Raw genomic sequence first — 15,185 nt, 5'->3', positions numbered from 1 at the left:
CAGTGTGCATCATTTTTATTTCTCTCCGTCTATGATGATAAAGAATGGACATTAATGAAAATGAGTGTAACAGAATTAACAGACAATATTAAAATACAATTATCCATATTTGACAGAGTAGGTATTGGAACGGCTGATAGGTTTGCAGATTTAGAATCTGAGAATCATCCAGACAAATATATGCCAGATCTTAAATCAGTTATTGTTTTTGCCGAAGGTAAAAGCAATACAAATGTCGAATCATTGGGGAGTTTCAAGAACTATATTGCCACTATTTCAGCGCAGGCAAATGTGATAACCTTATTAAAAACACAAGGATATGACTCGATGGTGATTGATAATAAACATCATGATATATCACTGGTTAGAATAGGTATAGAAGCCGGACTTGGTGAAATAAGTCCCGTAGATTCTCTAGTAATTAAAGGTTTGGGGTTAACAGCTACCTTAGGAGCCATTATCACCAATGCCCCTTTAACCGCCGATAAAAAAGTAAATGAGGTTTGTATCAACTGTAATAAATGTCTGAGAGTTTGCCCAATTCGCGAAATAGCCAATGCAAAAGGTGATTTAAATAAGTGTGCTTGTGGTGCATGTGTCTACCAATGTCCTGTAAAAGATGAATCTGAAACAAAATTATAAAAGATGAAAACTGTTAAAATTTATGTGCTTGATGATAACCTTCTTTCGGAAGGTTGTGGATGTAATACCACGGCTAACACAAATTCATGCTGTGGAAGTAACAATGAAGGAGTAATTACAAAGGATGCCATGTCAATTACCAAGATAATGGATGACTTTAAAACCAATTATCCATCCTTGGCTGATATTTCGATAATAACTTATAATGATTCAGACCAAGTTGTGTTTATTGATGAAGTAAATTCGATTCTAAAAAGCAATGGTGAGCAATTAGAAATTGATGCAGTCAATGCCACCTTTGTATTGCCTAAGCTACTGCCTTTAGTAACTGTCAATGATAAACTTGTTGCAATTAATACTTTTCCTATGGGTGATGTGTTGGTCAATTCTATTAAAACGGAAGAGCGTATCCCTAAGCAAGCAGGATGTTGTTGATAGCAAACTAAAACAGGAGGTTCTGACATTAAACCTAATATCCAATCTCCTTCTGCCTGTTTTTAACTATTTCCCGAATAGAAACCTCATCAATCAGGACATCTTTAAGAACAGCCTTGCCATCACGGATACTTACTAAAGCGTAAGTTAAATGGCTACTATCCCTTTGTGATTGTCGGTGAATTTTCTCCGCTTCATAGGCTTTTGATTCTTCCATATAGTAGCGGTCAAAAGGATATCTAATCGTTAACGTATTGGTGCTGTCATAAGATGTATACCTAACCTTTGCCATAACGAACGCATTATCATTCATTGGTTTTCCTTTTGAAACAGCACTTATTTTCACAAACCCCTCATCATCTGTTTTTAATGATACATAAACATCTTCATCTCTATACCATTCTGATTCATCTTCAACCTGAAAGGTATTTTCATCATACCGAAGAGTTATATACTTGCCTCTAAACGGATCAGTGGGATCAATAGGCTCAGTTTTAAACTTAAATTCTGTACCGCTGTCAATGATCCTCTCTCTGTTCCAAATCATTTTGGCAGGAACAAACAACTGTACTAAAGCGACTAATATAAAGGCGGCTATTAATATCTTTTTCCTATTCATGTATCTCATTTGTCTTTCGTTTTTTAAGCATTGAATAGTTCGCTACAAAAAATCCTGCACCAACAGCAACAAAAAGCACCCCTCTGAATACGAAACTTAGATCGGTATCAAAGAACCGGCAAATAACCAAAGCTGTAATTATTATCAGACCATAGTTCAGTATTCCCAGGTGATCTTGTTTTGCACCATCCCTGACCATCCATATACCAAGTGCAAAAACAATAAGGTTAATTAATAATGTCGCTACCGGTAAAAACATGCCTGATATAAAAACTACGATAAACAGAAGAAAAACTGCCGATACTGGTCGAATATGCTTAAGAGCTTTACCTTTTTGCTTCAGATATAATAATACGGCAGCTACTAGTGACAAAATGCTTGAAGCGAAAAATTCCACCGAGAATACCAGTTCACTTAATGTGTATTTTTCATCTATTAATTCAGACCAGAACCAATCAAAACTTAAAACTAACAATAGCACAATAGTACCGAGTGATCCTATTATCCTGAAGCCATTATTCATTGTTTTTTGATTACTAAAAAAGCCAGATTCGCTAATCAGATATAGAATGCCGAACAAACTAAAGTAGGCGATAAACATCAGTTCCTCTTTAGTATCAGCTACTGTCCCTAATGTGATAACTACTGATAAAGGAATCAACCAGTTATGGAAGGTCATAAAATTACTTTTAGGCTTCTCCTTATATAACAAGTAATAGTGAGGTAATACCAATATTAAAAACAACCAGTAAAAATAGTTTTCTGTCGATGAGTATGACCAGTAATTGGTTTCGCAGGCATAATAGGTTATACCTGCCAAATATAATAAAGAAGCAATAGACGATTTCATGAAATACACCAGCGGTAAGCAAAGCAGCATCCATGTCAGAAGAAAGGAACTGAGGTTACCCGGAATATTATAAATCTGGCTAACAAGCGAAATACTTGCTCCAACCGAAAAAAATAAAAAAGCAGTTGTACTCTCTCGCCATGCTACGCTTTCTTGTTTTTTAAGTAAAGTATAAATACAGAAGCCCTGACCAACAAGCAATGGCAAAAAGGCAAAGATAGTTTTTGTACTTCTTGAAAGCTCGTCCCAATTATGGGCAATAATCAGGATAATACCCAACCCAACCAGTATGGCACCTAATATGCCAAATACGATAAAAAGTCTGTTGGTAGATGTTCCACTCTTATTCTTATAATAATCCCGAATTCTATCTGCCGTATCTTGGTTTATAACGCCAGCTTGTAACAATTCAGGCAGGTATTTGTGTATACTCATTGTTTAGTATTGTGATTAAGGATGTATTCGTTTGTATATTTCTTAAGCCGTTCTTTAATTATATGAACAGCTGCAGCTAATTATCATCTTATATTATGCCTTCCCGAATTAAGAAATCCAACTGTGGGCAGCTTTTTTGTTTCATTAAAAATATCAAATCCCTTTTTAAGATCAGTCCATAACCCAACCTTGTCTGAGTTTGAACTATACGTTTCTGTCAATCGTTTAAACTCGTTATCGACTAATTGCGAGGGAAAAATTGTTACAGGAATCTTTACTTGGCCATTATTGCGAGCTTCAGTGCAGAAAACATACAATTCTTTAATTTGGTCGTTAGTAATGGGCAGGCAACCAATAGTAACACAATCGCCATGAATAAATATATCACCACCCAAGCTGCCTTTAACACCTAATATCCGGTCTGATTTATTGGGATAGTTAATTCCGAGAGAAAGATAGAAATTACTGGAAGGGTTAAAGATATTGATATGGTAATAGCCTTCGGGAATTTGCAGGTCACCTTGCTGGCGTTTAGGACCCAGCTCTCCGCAAGTTTGGCAAATATCATAAGTCTTTAATAGTTTGTATTGACTATCGGTGTTGTTTTTACCCCATAATTCAAGCATCTTCTCCTTTTTAAATGCTCTCAAGTAGATATTAAGTTTGCTTAGATCAAGATTATTCTTCTGAACGAGTGACGATACGCTACTCTTTTTTTCCTTATAAGCTTGTCGTACTCGTGAATATCTTAGTTGCTCATTCTTAAAAGAATCTGCAGTGAATGAACTGAGGAATAATATTAGAATTAGACAGATAAATTTGTTATGCATAGATATTTAATTGAAGTTGCATTTCTAATAAATAGATACGCCGAAATTTCATATTGAGATTTTCTTTAATACTTTCCTTACTCTTTTAATGGTATTCAAATAAATCCTTCTATTAATAATTAGTCCACTACCAGACATAACCAACAATACCGCTCCAATAATCAACAAACCATATGAAATGGGATTAGTTAAGCCTTCATATACCAAAAAGCAACTCTGAATAGATGATATCGTCCATACAATGAAGATTAACAAAAAATGATTGTCTATTACGTTAATCCTCATTTGGTCATTATCAAAGTAAACTTCAACTTTGGGCGATAACTTTTTATCCAAAAATCCAGATATTGAACCAATTCTCCATAGTTCAATTCGCTTTTCATCTATGATATCGCCATAAAACTCTTCAAACATTTGATACGTCGAGTGTTTCTCCTGATGCTCAAAATCAACATATATCCTTAGTCTGTCCTTTAATGTCTCAGAGTTCTTTTTAGTTGGAATTATAAATGATTCCTGGCTTTTGAATAATCTCATTAACTAAAACTCTTCACTATTGAACTCTCAACTTCTATTCCTCCCTCAAAATCTTCTCCATTTTGCGACCTTTTGCCAACTCATCCACCAGCTTATCTAAATAACGTGCTTGTTGTGTTAATGGGTTTTCTATTTCTTCAACACGGTAACCACAAACAACACCTTTGATAAGCTTTGCATTGGGATTTAACGTAGCCAATTTGAAGAATTCTTCAAAAGTTACTTTTTTATCAATCAAATCTTGTTGTTGCTGAATATTAAAGCCAGTAAGCCATTCTATTACCTGCTGTAGTTCATCTATCATTCTGCCTTTCTTCTCCACCTTAGCTACATAAAGAGGATATATCGAGGCAAAGGTCATTTTTGCAATCCTTTCATCTGCGTTATAAGCTTTTTTCATAACAATTCATTTTAGTACTAAGTTAATTCAATATCCAGTTGCCTTCCTTCTTTAAAGGCTTTTTCATCCATGCGTTGACCAATCACCATTCCCAAAGGTAAACCTATTTAGTGCATCGAAAACCTCACTAGTACAGCATATTGCAACTTAATTTTCTCAAATTCAATCTCCGGCTGTTTATCCCTTGGAGCTTCAGCATAATAACCTTGAACTATCATATTTGATAATCCCATTGCCCGTCCTCTTAATTGGGATGAAATACCATAATCCAATTCTTCAATGTAAATTGCCTTTACAATATTTTGTCCAATTGCTTTTGTTAAAGTGCTCGCCTTTTCTTTCGCAGCTTTAACCGCATTCTCCTTTACCTCCAAACGAAATTTCTGAATATCTGAATGAGCTATCCTATCAATTGAAATATTAGATATGCCAATTGATGCTAACTCCTGAATAACCTGACCTGCTGTTTGAGCCTTATCAACCTCTAATTGGTACTCCTTAGTTGTATTGATGGTAGATCCCTTTAACCAATAGTTTTTAAAGTTACTCACCATATCTTTAATCGTTAAGTTTTTAGAAACGTCTATTCCTAATTTTTCTAGCTTAGCCAGCATACGTTGTTCAATCTCATGCAGCTCCTTGCCTTTGAAATCTTTTTCATTGACAATTATTTGTAAATAAACTTGGTTAGGAATGACCTCCATCTCCGCTTTACCTGTGACTTCAATGTAATTTTGATCAATAAAGTTCTTTCCGGCTAATTGCGAAAAGCAGTTAATTGAGACAGTTGCTAATAGAGTTAAAATTATTGGTTTCATCTTTTTATCTATTGAGATTAAATACTTCTTTTGATTTGAGCCGCCACAGCACATTTATTCTATTTACTTTATCAGCTTCGTCATGATATTCTCAAACCGTTTATTACTGATTGGGTGATGACTAATCACCTCTCCGTTATAGATGATACAAAAGGTACCAAAGGCACAAGGTGTTTTTTGAGCAGATTCTGAACTCACTAAGTCAATCAGGTTTGTTGAAAGATTAAACTTCTTTTTTGCTGTATCAATGATCGCATTAACGTTCTTCTCAGTATAGGGACATTGTGCAGAGCGTAAAATGGTCAATCCGTTTTGATAATCATCGAGATTAGCAATTACATCGGGTTTAAAACCGGGATTAGCAGATTTATCATCAAACTTCAAAACTAATAATTCAAAGTCGGGTTTGGTTTTATCAACAATTTCAAATCCCTTTTTTAAGAAGATTTGCTTATCGCACATAAAAGAGCCTTTGCGGGTAACCACCGCCACACCTGCCATATTTTGCTGTCTGGCATCGTTAATGCATTCATCAATCAGCGCCGATGCATATCCTTTACCCTTAAATTCCTTTTTAAAACCCATAAAGATGCAGTGGATAAACATATAAGCATCAACATTAACAGGGCGATGGGCATATTTACCCGGCAGGTATTCGAGCATACCCTGGTAGCCTCCATCCGCTCCCAATAGGGCTTTAATTCGTAACCCTTTAGGATAATACTCTTTAAACCACTCAATTTTATTGCGCAATTCCTTATGCTTGGCTACATCCTTGTATCCACATACGCCATAGTCGGCTATATTTTCCGGTGTTAAGTCAATTATTTGGGTCTCGTTGTTCATAAAGGATTAAGTTAAGAGTTTACTTGAGGTGTTTGTTATATGCTTTAAATTATTGTGTTGTAATATGTATTTTCAAAAATATAATAGACGAATCATTGTCTTACTGTCATTTCTTGTATTTTTCTAAGTTGATTCACTTTATCCTTTACATCCCAAACTTCATTAATTTCAAACGATTTCACAAAATATTTTAAGGTATTATCTTTTTCACCATTCTGATGAATATAGGCGGTAATTTAAAAATGCCAGGCCAATGCGAAAGTACTTCCATACCATACTTCTTATAAAACTTAGTTGCTACTGCATTTTTGCTGGATACTGCCAATGACAAGGTCTTAGAGCCTTTATCAATAGCTATTTTTTCACTGTATTCTATCAACTTCAGCCCTAGTCCCCTTCCCCGCACCTGTTGATCTAAAGCTATGGCTTGCAAATAATAATCTTCTTTCCCGGCTGGCCCAAGAAAACGTGAAAGTATTTTTCCTACAATTGTAAACATCAATCTTCTATGCTTTGCACCATTGGCGAATTGAGAAAGAATATTTTTTTGATGTCCAAGCTTTTCAGAGTAGGTATAACCTGATACCATTCCAACAATAGCGCCTTTATCTTCAATAACAGTGACATTTTCAAATGAATACTCATTGTTCGGTTTAGTATAAGCGTCAGCTATTATCTCATATGTCTTAGTTCCAAGCATTGATTTAAAAAAACCTTCGGCCGCCTCATCAAACAATTTTGCAACAACAAGGCCTTCATCAAAATCTGGTCTTGCCCTCCTGATGACTATGATATCATCCTGAAAAAAATTACTACCGGATGTTTCAGAATATTCCGCCATTGATTTGTTTTAATCATTTATAACTACAATTGACAATGGTGATTCATTTTAGTTTGAAACAGAGCAATATGTAGTTGATTAGATTGACTTGGTTTCAACTCTTACAAATATAACGTTAAATCAATGCTATTATGCACTACAAATACTTTAATTAGGTAAATTAAATAAAAACAATTCCGAAAATCATTCCAGGCTTTTGTGTCACATATTCGCGTCTTAACTTCATAACGATCTTGCCCCTACTCTGCTTCTATCTTTGTTTGGAACAACCTTGCCCTTTGCAGATATTTCTCAATTGCAACACCTAAAACTACTCCCAACGTATAAGCTAATAAATCACTCCATAAAAATCCTCTTCCTAATATTAATGCTCCTAACCGATTATTCCGAATGGCATTAAGCCAGTCTACTTGTTGTATCAGCTGACTAAATTCAACCAGAAAACAAATGGTTAAACTGATAACAGCCAATTTCCTAATACTAATATGAGGAAGAAAGAACGCAACCATCCAATACATCATTAAAGCCCATAAAGCATCGCCTAAACCTAAATTAATAAATTCGGGAAGATGACCGGAGAATCTTCTCGAAGCTAAACCAATTATTATTGTACTTATAATTAAGAGGAAGTAATGAATTCTGTTTCTTTTCATTTTCAATTCAATTGTCTTGAATGATTTTCAATCGGTTCAAGTTAGCAAGAATATTAAAACCACAACTCGGTTTGTTATATTCGATTTCGTATTTGGCTTTGAGAAAAACTATTCAATATATACTTTAAAAGATGCCAACAAGTCGATATTAATAATACCCAAATCACTCAATAAAACTAAACAAAAAATCATATAATCAAACTGATTATTTTCAAATAATATTTACATATCTTTTTGCCTATTAAAAATTAAAAACTATATTCACACTCGATAGCTAATATTATTAACTATCACGAGGGAATAAAAAAAGTGAGATTCGGAATGTATATAAGGGTCTGTAAAAGTTATTTACAGACTACGTTCTTTGATATTCTGAATACCTGATTATTCAAATCCTTTGAAGCGGGATTAAACTTCCTGTTATTGCCTTTTAATTATTAATAATAAGACCTCGCAGCTGTTAGTCAATGTCACACAACTGTAAGTGAATAATTATTTAGAGGAGTTGAAGCCGTACAACAGTAAGTCAACACTACACTGTTGTTAGTGAAGGTTCCATAATAATAAGTTGAAGTTGCACAGTTGTAAGTTATAGTCACATAACTGTTAGTTGAGCTTCCCCAAGAGTAAGTGAAAGTTGCACGAAAGTTAGTGAAAGATCCACAACGGCAAGTGAAAGTTTCACAGCATTAAGTGAAAGCTCCACAGTACTAAGTTGCTTCCAAACAGACATTTTAAACGCTATCGTATAGTATTAACTGATATCTAAGAATGTTTTGCAGGAATACATCATAAAAAGGGCCTTTATGATTAAACAAATACAATAACTATTGTTGATAATAATTGACTACTGAGGATTATTTCTGATATTTTATAATAAATAATCTCATTATTAAAAAACAACTATTGAAAGAGACTGACTATCAGATTACCCATGAACTAAGATAATAATACTATTAACTAAATTTAACAACATGAACAAAACTGACAGAATTTTTAATGTACCGGATGCTGAACTTCAGCAATTCAGTGATACTGTAGCGGAAACTTTGCCACAGGATATTACGGATTTTAAGTTGTTTGATTCAACATTTCCGGATACATATCCAACGGATATAAAAACGGCCTTAGGAGCCGTAAAAGCCATAAAAACCGATATGGTGGTAATTGATGAGATGACTGAGAAAACTCAGGCTGTTGCCAATGCAATGGCAGCTTGCAACACAGCTTTTAAAACAATTAAGTTCTTTGTAACAAAGAGTTTTCCTGATAACGCTGCGGTACACAATCAGTTTGGTTTTAACGACATTGCTAAAGTTCGCCAAAACCAGGCTGGTATGTTGGTGTTTATGAACGACTTTGTGAAGATTGTGAATAGCCATAAGGCTCAATTAACTGCAGAAGGTTGCAGTGAAGCTCTTATTGATAGCTTACCACAATTACTGGATGATTTGCAAACAAGCAAAACAGAACAGGAAATGTTTAAAAAGAAACGTGGACTGATCACCCAGGAACGTATTGAGAAATTAAATGAACTGTATCAGTTACTAACCCCGGTTAGTGATATTGCGCAAATTATTTATGCTGACGATGTAGCACGAATGTCCCGATACATGATACCTCGCCCAAAATCAACTTCCAACAGTGAAGATGATTTGATTGCATAATAGGATTATTTCTGCTTATACCATAGTGTTAGCGTCGGTGCAGTGGTTTCTACCGGCGCTTTTTTTTGCGTGAATACTTAATACTAGGTTGAATAAAGGTACCATTATCGATGTGATAGGTATTTCATCCTTAGCTATATTAAGGCTGTAAATAAGTAAAAGCCTCATTATTCGACAAAAAATTGATTAATACAGCTATTTTATTATTCTTAAGACTTTTACGAGCGTATGACAGACCAATCTCTCTGAAGTTTTTTGGCCCGGCATAAGTTTTTATCTTAAATCCACTCCAACCATCCACCAGGTACTCAGGTAAAAATGTAATACCCATGCCCGACATTAGCAATGTCATAACCTCGTTCTTACTTTGGCAATTGGCCACCGTATTCCATTTTTCTCCTGAATCATTAAGGATGGATAACGTTTGCTGGTGTGCTTCACATGGTGGACAATGTATAAACGGTACTCCACTTAAATCGGCCACTTCAACCACTTCTTTTGCTGCCAGGGGATGTCCGTCGGGAACACATAATACATATTGCTCTTTACCAAAGGGTAAAAACAAATGATCCTCAAACTTCCATTCTCTGATCAAAAGATTTAAGTCACAGTCGCGCCCAATCGGCCTCACATCCCACTCAATCTCCCCCATCAACTTTGAAGCCAATTGAAAAAAATCACTCTTTACCTTTTGAGGCAGGCTATCAGCTATTCCAATAATAATCTTTTGCCTGAAATGCACTTCTTTAAACATCTCAGGTATGGCATTTAATTCACCTATCAGCCTTTTAGCTATCGGATACAAGTAGTGTGCATCTTCCTTTATAACAACTCCTCGTTTATGTCGAATGAATAACTTCTTTCCTACACTTTCTTCCAATTGTTTTAAACCATTTGAGATATTTGGTTGCGACACAAAACACTTTTCGGCTGCTCTCGACAGGTTTTGTTCCTCATATACAGCGACAAAAAAACGAAGCAATCTTACATCCATAACTTTTAATTATAACAATGATTAGAAAATGGTATTTTGTGGCTCCAAAGATACGGCCTATTTTTGCATTGTCTTTAGAATTAATAGTATTGTATCATACTAAAAACAAATACATATCATCATGAAATCTAATAATAAGCTCATAGTTATTACTGGTGCCAGCTCAGGTTTTGGCATGGAACTGGCCAAAGAATTTGCAAAAGATGGCTATCCTCTTCTGTTGCTGGCGCGCAGAGTTGAAAAAATGGAAGCACTTGAGCTGCCAAATACTATCTATAAAAAAGTAGATGTAACAGATAAAGAAGCTTTTGAGTCTGCAGTGCGTGAAGCTGAAACTCAATACGGACCAACTGATTTGCTCATTAACAACGCTGGTGTAATGTTATTGGGTGATATTACTACCCAGGATGCCAAAGAGTGGAAAACCATGTTGGATGTAAACGTAATGGGTGTAATGAATGGTATGCAAATCGTGATGAACGATATGAAGAAACGCCAGGGTGGTACCATTATAAATGTATCATCAATTGCGGGAGTCCAGGCCTTTGGTAATCATGCCGCCTATTGTGCCAGCAAGTTTGGCGTAACCGGCTTAACTCGCACTGTGCGTGGCGAGTTATCACCTTATAACGTACGTGTGCTCTCTATTATGCCTGGCGCAGTCAGCACAGAATTGCTAAGCCACACCACTGATCAGAACATAATTAATGGCTACAATGATTGGAAAGAATCTGTAGGTGCAGTCAACATCACCGCTAATGATGTTGCTCAAACCATTAAATTCTCCTACGAATTGCCACAAGGTGTATCGCTACGCGAAATTATCATCACAGACACAAAGCAGGATGCCTAAAATATAGATCCCTGCCGGTATTCATTCACTGGCAGGGATTTTTTCATTGAATGGTTTCCCGAGTTTTATTTAATAAATCGCATATCGTACTTAATACGCTTGATATTTTCAGCACTTGTCAATGTCTCCAGCAACTTAAATGCTACATCCAGTCCTGTGGCCGGACCCGTTGATGTGATAATATTACCATCAGTTACAACGGCTTGATCAAGAACTATCGCACCACATTCGGCTATTTCTCTCCGCCTGTTACCATCGTTTAAATCCCATGTTGTAGCCTTTCGTCCGTTTAGTACACCTGATCTGGCTATAGGTAATGCGCCAACACACACGGATGCAATGGGTTTACCTTGTTTATTAAAATCTTTAATCAGTTGAAGAAAACGCTCATCGTAGGCATCTTCTAAAAAGCCGGCTGTTTCTGCTCCTCCAGGTATTGCCAGTGCATCAAAATCATCCACCTTAACCTGCTCAAAAGGCAATTCAGGTTTTACAATCAGATTCCAATAACAAGTCAATTCCTGATGCAAACCTGTTGTTATCATATCCACTGGTTCGTATCCAACATCCCGGCTCCAGCCAAACACATCAGTAAATACACTTGCTTCGTATGCTTCAAATCCCTGTGCTAATAATAGAAGTACCTTTTTAATGATGAAATTGAGTTAACCATATAATTAAACAACTTAAAACTTTAATCTCTGATAAATACTGTGTTCTATCTAGGCATTGGCCACAAACTTTAATCCAACGATGGATGCAATAAGCGTTGTAATAAAGAATATACGCCAGAAGGTGACCGGCTCCCGAAAAACTAAAATGCCAACCAACACCGTTCCTACCGCCCCTATCCCTGTCCAAACTGCATAGGCTGTACCAATGGGCAACACCCGGGTAACTTTAATTAGAAGTCCCATACTAATTGCGAGACAAACCAAAAATCCAAAGTACCAGAAGGTTGCTGTAGTTCCGTTTGCTGTTTTGGCTTTTCCCAGGCAAGTAGCAAAGCCTACCTCAAATAATCCTGCGAGAATTAATAATATCCAATTCATACATTCAGCTTAATACCCTAAACTTATAAATTAAACGACAACTTTATACCTTCAGTTAGCATATCTGCACCAATAATTGCCAGTATTAATCCCATTAATTTAGCAATCACAGCAATTAAATTATGCCCCAAGCGCTTGACGATAACATTACTAAGAATAAAGGCTATGTACGTTAATATAATCATCACGGCAAACGTGGCAATAACTATCCCAATATGCAAATAAGATCCATCCGTTACAAAATTCATAGCGGTTACAATTGTTCCGGGGCCAGCCAGTATTGGTATGGCCAAAGGAGAAATTGCGAGGGAATTATCGTCGACATGTTTACCAGTATTATGCACTTTCGACTTTTGGGACATTAACATTTCAAAACCAACATAGAAAATGAGGATTCCACCTGTAATTTTAAAAGCAGGAATGGTAATACCAAATAACTCAAAAATGTACTTTCCGAGTATCACAAAGGATGTTACGATAATAAATGCCGTTATGGTCGATATTTTGGCAATCCGGCGTTTTGTATTTTCATCTACACCTTCAACCAGGCCTAAAAAGACCGGCATATTGGCAATGGGATTCATAATAGCAAAAAATCCAGTAAATACGGTTAGCGTATAGGTTAGCAATTCGTTCACAATCTTATAATTTAAAAAGACAACTTAATACTTATATTAGATTATTCTTTCGAAAGGTAATCAATTAGCATGGTTTAGTTAAAGGAATTTTCCAATCAATTTTATGTTATTATAATCGCATGAATGGGATCTTATTTCGGATGCCTATACATTTATCAACCAAAGTTCATCGTAGCTTAAACTATAAAACAAAAAAGTGCCGATGAATAATCAACGGCACCTCTCATATTATTAAAATCAGGTCTATAAAATAATATTAACTTCCGGGAGGGTATGACTCTGGTACACCAGGATATTTTATATACAAGTAATCTTCATCAAAACCATCCATATAATATGGTACATTTTTCAACTCTTCCGGAACCCAGAAAATCGGAGTTGTAAAATTATCCTGCTCGCTTACCTCAACAAAATTATCTCCATTTGTTGCAGCTACAGCACCAGGGTAAGGATAACGTTCCACATCAGCAGCAATTGTCAATGATTCACTAAACTTAATCAAAGGCAATTTAGGATGTCTGGTTCTTCTTAGTTCACTAAATACCTCAAAATAGTCATGTATATTCAGGTGGACATACTTTTGTCCCATTATAACCTCCATCTTATCTTCCAGATCTGAGGCATTGTTATATTCATCCTTAATAACATTAGCATATTGTAGCTTAACACTTTCGTCAGGAGCTGTAGGCTTCAAAAAGTGCCTGTTGGTATCATTAATCTTATCCCAATTTGAATAGCTACTGACTGTATACCAATAATCAATAGAATGCAGCACTGCATCTGATACATGATCTGCAGCAGATTTAGATGTGCTTCCCAATTCCTTCAGATTCACCTCTGCCAGTAACAAATCTACTTCGGCTAATGTAAATGCCCTCCAAGGTTCAACATTTCGCACCATGGTTGCCGGATTCCAGACCGAATAAGCATTGTATTTCATATAATTATCAAGGTCTTCGAAATAATTATAATAATAATAGGCTCCTCCAAAATCATATTTCTCCGCATTATCATCGCGTACCGCATCATATATAGCCTGACCTACACCAAAATCAAATGAGGTTGGTATATACATGGTATCCCGGTTTGGCAGGTAAAATACAGGCATTCGGGGATCGTCGCTGCCGGGAGTATACTTATGGTCCTTGTCTTTATCCATTTTATACATGATGGAAGGTGCAATAAAGCCGGCATAATCTCTTTCTCTCAATCCTCGCTTCCAGTGATCACCAGATTTTGATACCCACAGATTACCCGGAATCAAAAGGTCTGTATCCGGTAAATTATCGCCTTGCAGAATTTCTGAAATTACTTGCTTGGCATATTCCTTCTCAACTCCTGATATTCTTACAGCTAGACGCAAACGGATTGCATTAGCCAGTTGCTCCCATTTCTTTGTATCTCCTTCGAATATTATATCCTGACGATTAAAAACGCTTTTACCGTCAGCAGACATATTAGCGTATTGCTGAGGTATGCTTTTAGCGTACTCACCAATCTTGTCAATTATATCCTTGTAGATTTCTTTTGGATCGTCAAATTTTGGAAAGAAAACTCCGTCAACACCCATCAAACCTTCTGAATATGGGACACTGTTAAACATATCAACGGCTTTAGAAGCTCTGTAAGCTCTTCCCAGATTTGATAAAGTGAGGTATAGTTCATTATCAGCCCTGTCACCTTCAGACATTTCATTAATAATTCCTTCCATAATAGGAATCTCTTTGAAGTCCCTGTTATGTCCGTAATAATAAGCATCCAATGTCATGGTTGTATAAAACAAGGGAACATCGTTTGCATCGGCAAAATATCCATACGCATCTCTTAAATGCCTCATGATAAGATGCGTATGTCCTATCACTCCTCCAGTACTACCGGCATGCCACCAAAATTCACCATAATCATTTTTGAATGTTCGTGTTCTCGACATCATTGCGGCAAACATTCCTGCTGGTATATTATCAGTTGGTGTATATACCTCCGGATTGATAAAATCCTCTTCCAATTCGTCCTGACAAGCAGGTAAGAATACAGTGCTTATAATAAGTAGTTGTATAATAATCTTTTTCATTGTT

18 protein-coding genes are annotated in these 15,185 nt (G+C 36.0%); 4 read left to right on the top strand and 14 right to left on the bottom strand.

The window, feature by feature from the left end:
• Positions 1–54: 54 nt before the first annotated feature.
• Positions 55–642 (top strand): hypothetical protein, encoded by a 588-nt coding sequence (locus tag AC4MRQ_RS05540; RefSeq protein ID WP_491196657.1) that lies wholly within the window; start codon positions 55–57, stop codon positions 640–642.
• Positions 643–645: 3 nt separating this feature from the next.
• Positions 646–1,077 (top strand): hypothetical protein, encoded by a 432-nt coding sequence (locus AC4MRQ_RS05535; RefSeq protein ID WP_491196656.1) that lies wholly within the window; start codon positions 646–648, stop codon positions 1,075–1,077.
• A gap of 34 nt (positions 1,078–1,111) precedes the next feature.
• Here AC4MRQ_RS05535 and AC4MRQ_RS05530 read toward each other — a convergent pair whose 3' ends face one another.
• The 9 genes from AC4MRQ_RS05530 to AC4MRQ_RS05490 all read right to left on the bottom strand — a co-directional run bounded on the left by AC4MRQ_RS05530 (position 1,112) and on the right by AC4MRQ_RS05490 (position 7,906).
• A complete protein-coding gene (locus AC4MRQ_RS05530; RefSeq protein ID WP_491196655.1) occupies positions 1,112–1,705 on the bottom strand; it encodes a GDYXXLXY domain-containing protein in 594 nt (197 codons plus the stop codon).
• Positions 1,689–2,981 (bottom strand): DUF2157 domain-containing protein, encoded by a 1,293-nt coding sequence (locus tag AC4MRQ_RS05525; RefSeq protein ID WP_491196654.1) that lies wholly within the window; start codon positions 2,979–2,981, stop codon positions 1,689–1,691. The genes AC4MRQ_RS05530 and AC4MRQ_RS05525 overlap by 17 nt, the downstream gene beginning before the upstream one ends.
• 83 nt (positions 2,982–3,064) lie before the next feature.
• Positions 3,065–3,811, bottom strand: coding sequence for a L,D-transpeptidase family protein (locus tag AC4MRQ_RS05520; protein ID WP_491196653.1), 747 nt, complete (start codon positions 3,809–3,811; stop codon positions 3,065–3,067).
• A 48-nt stretch (positions 3,812–3,859) separates the two neighbouring features.
• On the bottom strand, positions 3,860–4,348 hold the full coding sequence (locus AC4MRQ_RS05515) for a hypothetical protein (RefSeq protein ID WP_491196652.1): 489 nt from the start codon (positions 4,346–4,348) through the stop codon (positions 3,860–3,862).
• A gap of 34 nt (positions 4,349–4,382) precedes the next feature.
• Positions 4,383–4,748, bottom strand: a complete 366-nt coding sequence (locus tag AC4MRQ_RS05510) for a DUF2200 domain-containing protein (RefSeq protein ID WP_491196651.1) — start codon at positions 4,746–4,748, stop codon at positions 4,383–4,385.
• Positions 4,749–4,855: 107 nt separating this feature from the next.
• The gene (locus AC4MRQ_RS05505; protein WP_491196650.1) at positions 4,856–5,566 is read right to left on the bottom strand and encodes an SIMPL domain-containing protein; all 711 of its coding nucleotides are present in this window, start codon (positions 5,564–5,566) and stop codon (positions 4,856–4,858) included.
• Positions 5,567–5,629: 63 nt separating this feature from the next.
• Positions 5,630–6,412 (bottom strand): YoaP domain-containing protein, encoded by a 783-nt coding sequence (locus AC4MRQ_RS05500; RefSeq protein WP_491196649.1) that lies wholly within the window; start codon positions 6,410–6,412, stop codon positions 5,630–5,632.
• Between the two features lie 190 nt (positions 6,413–6,602).
• Positions 6,603–7,253 (bottom strand): GNAT family N-acetyltransferase, encoded by a 651-nt coding sequence (locus AC4MRQ_RS05495; RefSeq protein ID WP_491196648.1) that lies wholly within the window; start codon positions 7,251–7,253, stop codon positions 6,603–6,605.
• 239 nt (positions 7,254–7,492) lie between these two features.
• A complete protein-coding gene (locus AC4MRQ_RS05490) occupies positions 7,493–7,906 on the bottom strand; it encodes a ribosomal maturation YjgA family protein (RefSeq protein ID WP_491196647.1) in 414 nt (137 codons plus the stop codon).
• A 974-nt stretch (positions 7,907–8,880) separates the two neighbouring features.
• Here AC4MRQ_RS05490 and AC4MRQ_RS05485 point away from each other — a divergent pair.
• Positions 8,881–9,573 (top strand): hypothetical protein, encoded by a 693-nt coding sequence (locus AC4MRQ_RS05485; RefSeq protein ID WP_491196646.1) that lies wholly within the window; start codon positions 8,881–8,883, stop codon positions 9,571–9,573.
• 139 nt (positions 9,574–9,712) lie between these two features.
• Here the strand turns inward: AC4MRQ_RS05485 and AC4MRQ_RS05480 are convergent, their stop codons facing one another.
• Positions 9,713–10,567 carry a LysR family transcriptional regulator gene (locus tag AC4MRQ_RS05480; RefSeq protein ID WP_491196645.1) on the bottom strand — a complete coding sequence of 285 codons (855 nt, stop codon included), beginning with the start codon at positions 10,565–10,567 and terminating at the stop codon, positions 9,713–9,715.
• Between the two features lie 121 nt (positions 10,568–10,688).
• On the opposite strand from AC4MRQ_RS05480, the gene AC4MRQ_RS05475 reads away from it, so the two are divergent.
• Complete coding sequence (locus AC4MRQ_RS05475) at positions 10,689–11,420, top strand: SDR family oxidoreductase (protein WP_491196644.1); 732 nt, start codon at positions 10,689–10,691, stop codon at positions 11,418–11,420.
• 65 nt (positions 11,421–11,485) lie between these two features.
• Here the strand turns inward: AC4MRQ_RS05475 and AC4MRQ_RS05470 are convergent, their stop codons facing one another.
• The 4 genes from AC4MRQ_RS05470 to AC4MRQ_RS05455 form a co-directional block, all read right to left on the bottom strand.
• Complete coding sequence (locus AC4MRQ_RS05470) at positions 11,486–12,073, bottom strand: DJ-1/PfpI family protein (RefSeq protein ID WP_491196673.1); 588 nt, start codon at positions 12,071–12,073, stop codon at positions 11,486–11,488.
• 69 nt (positions 12,074–12,142) lie between these two features.
• Entirely contained in the window at positions 12,143–12,472 is a 330-nt protein-coding gene (locus AC4MRQ_RS05465) for a DMT family transporter (protein ID WP_491196643.1), read from the bottom strand.
• Between the two features lie 23 nt (positions 12,473–12,495).
• Positions 12,496–13,110, bottom strand: coding sequence for a MarC family protein (locus AC4MRQ_RS05460; RefSeq protein WP_491196642.1), 615 nt, complete (start codon positions 13,108–13,110; stop codon positions 12,496–12,498).
• Between the two features lie 256 nt (positions 13,111–13,366).
• Complete coding sequence (locus AC4MRQ_RS05455; protein ID WP_491196641.1) at positions 13,367–15,181, bottom strand: SusD/RagB family nutrient-binding outer membrane lipoprotein; 1,815 nt, start codon at positions 15,179–15,181, stop codon at positions 13,367–13,369.
• Between the last annotated feature and the right edge of the window lie 4 nt (positions 15,182–15,185).

This window comes from Carboxylicivirga sp. (assembly GCF_982718395.1).
The sequence above is the reverse complement of the archived record's forward strand: the minus strand, read 5'-3'. Positions and strand labels throughout refer to the sequence as shown.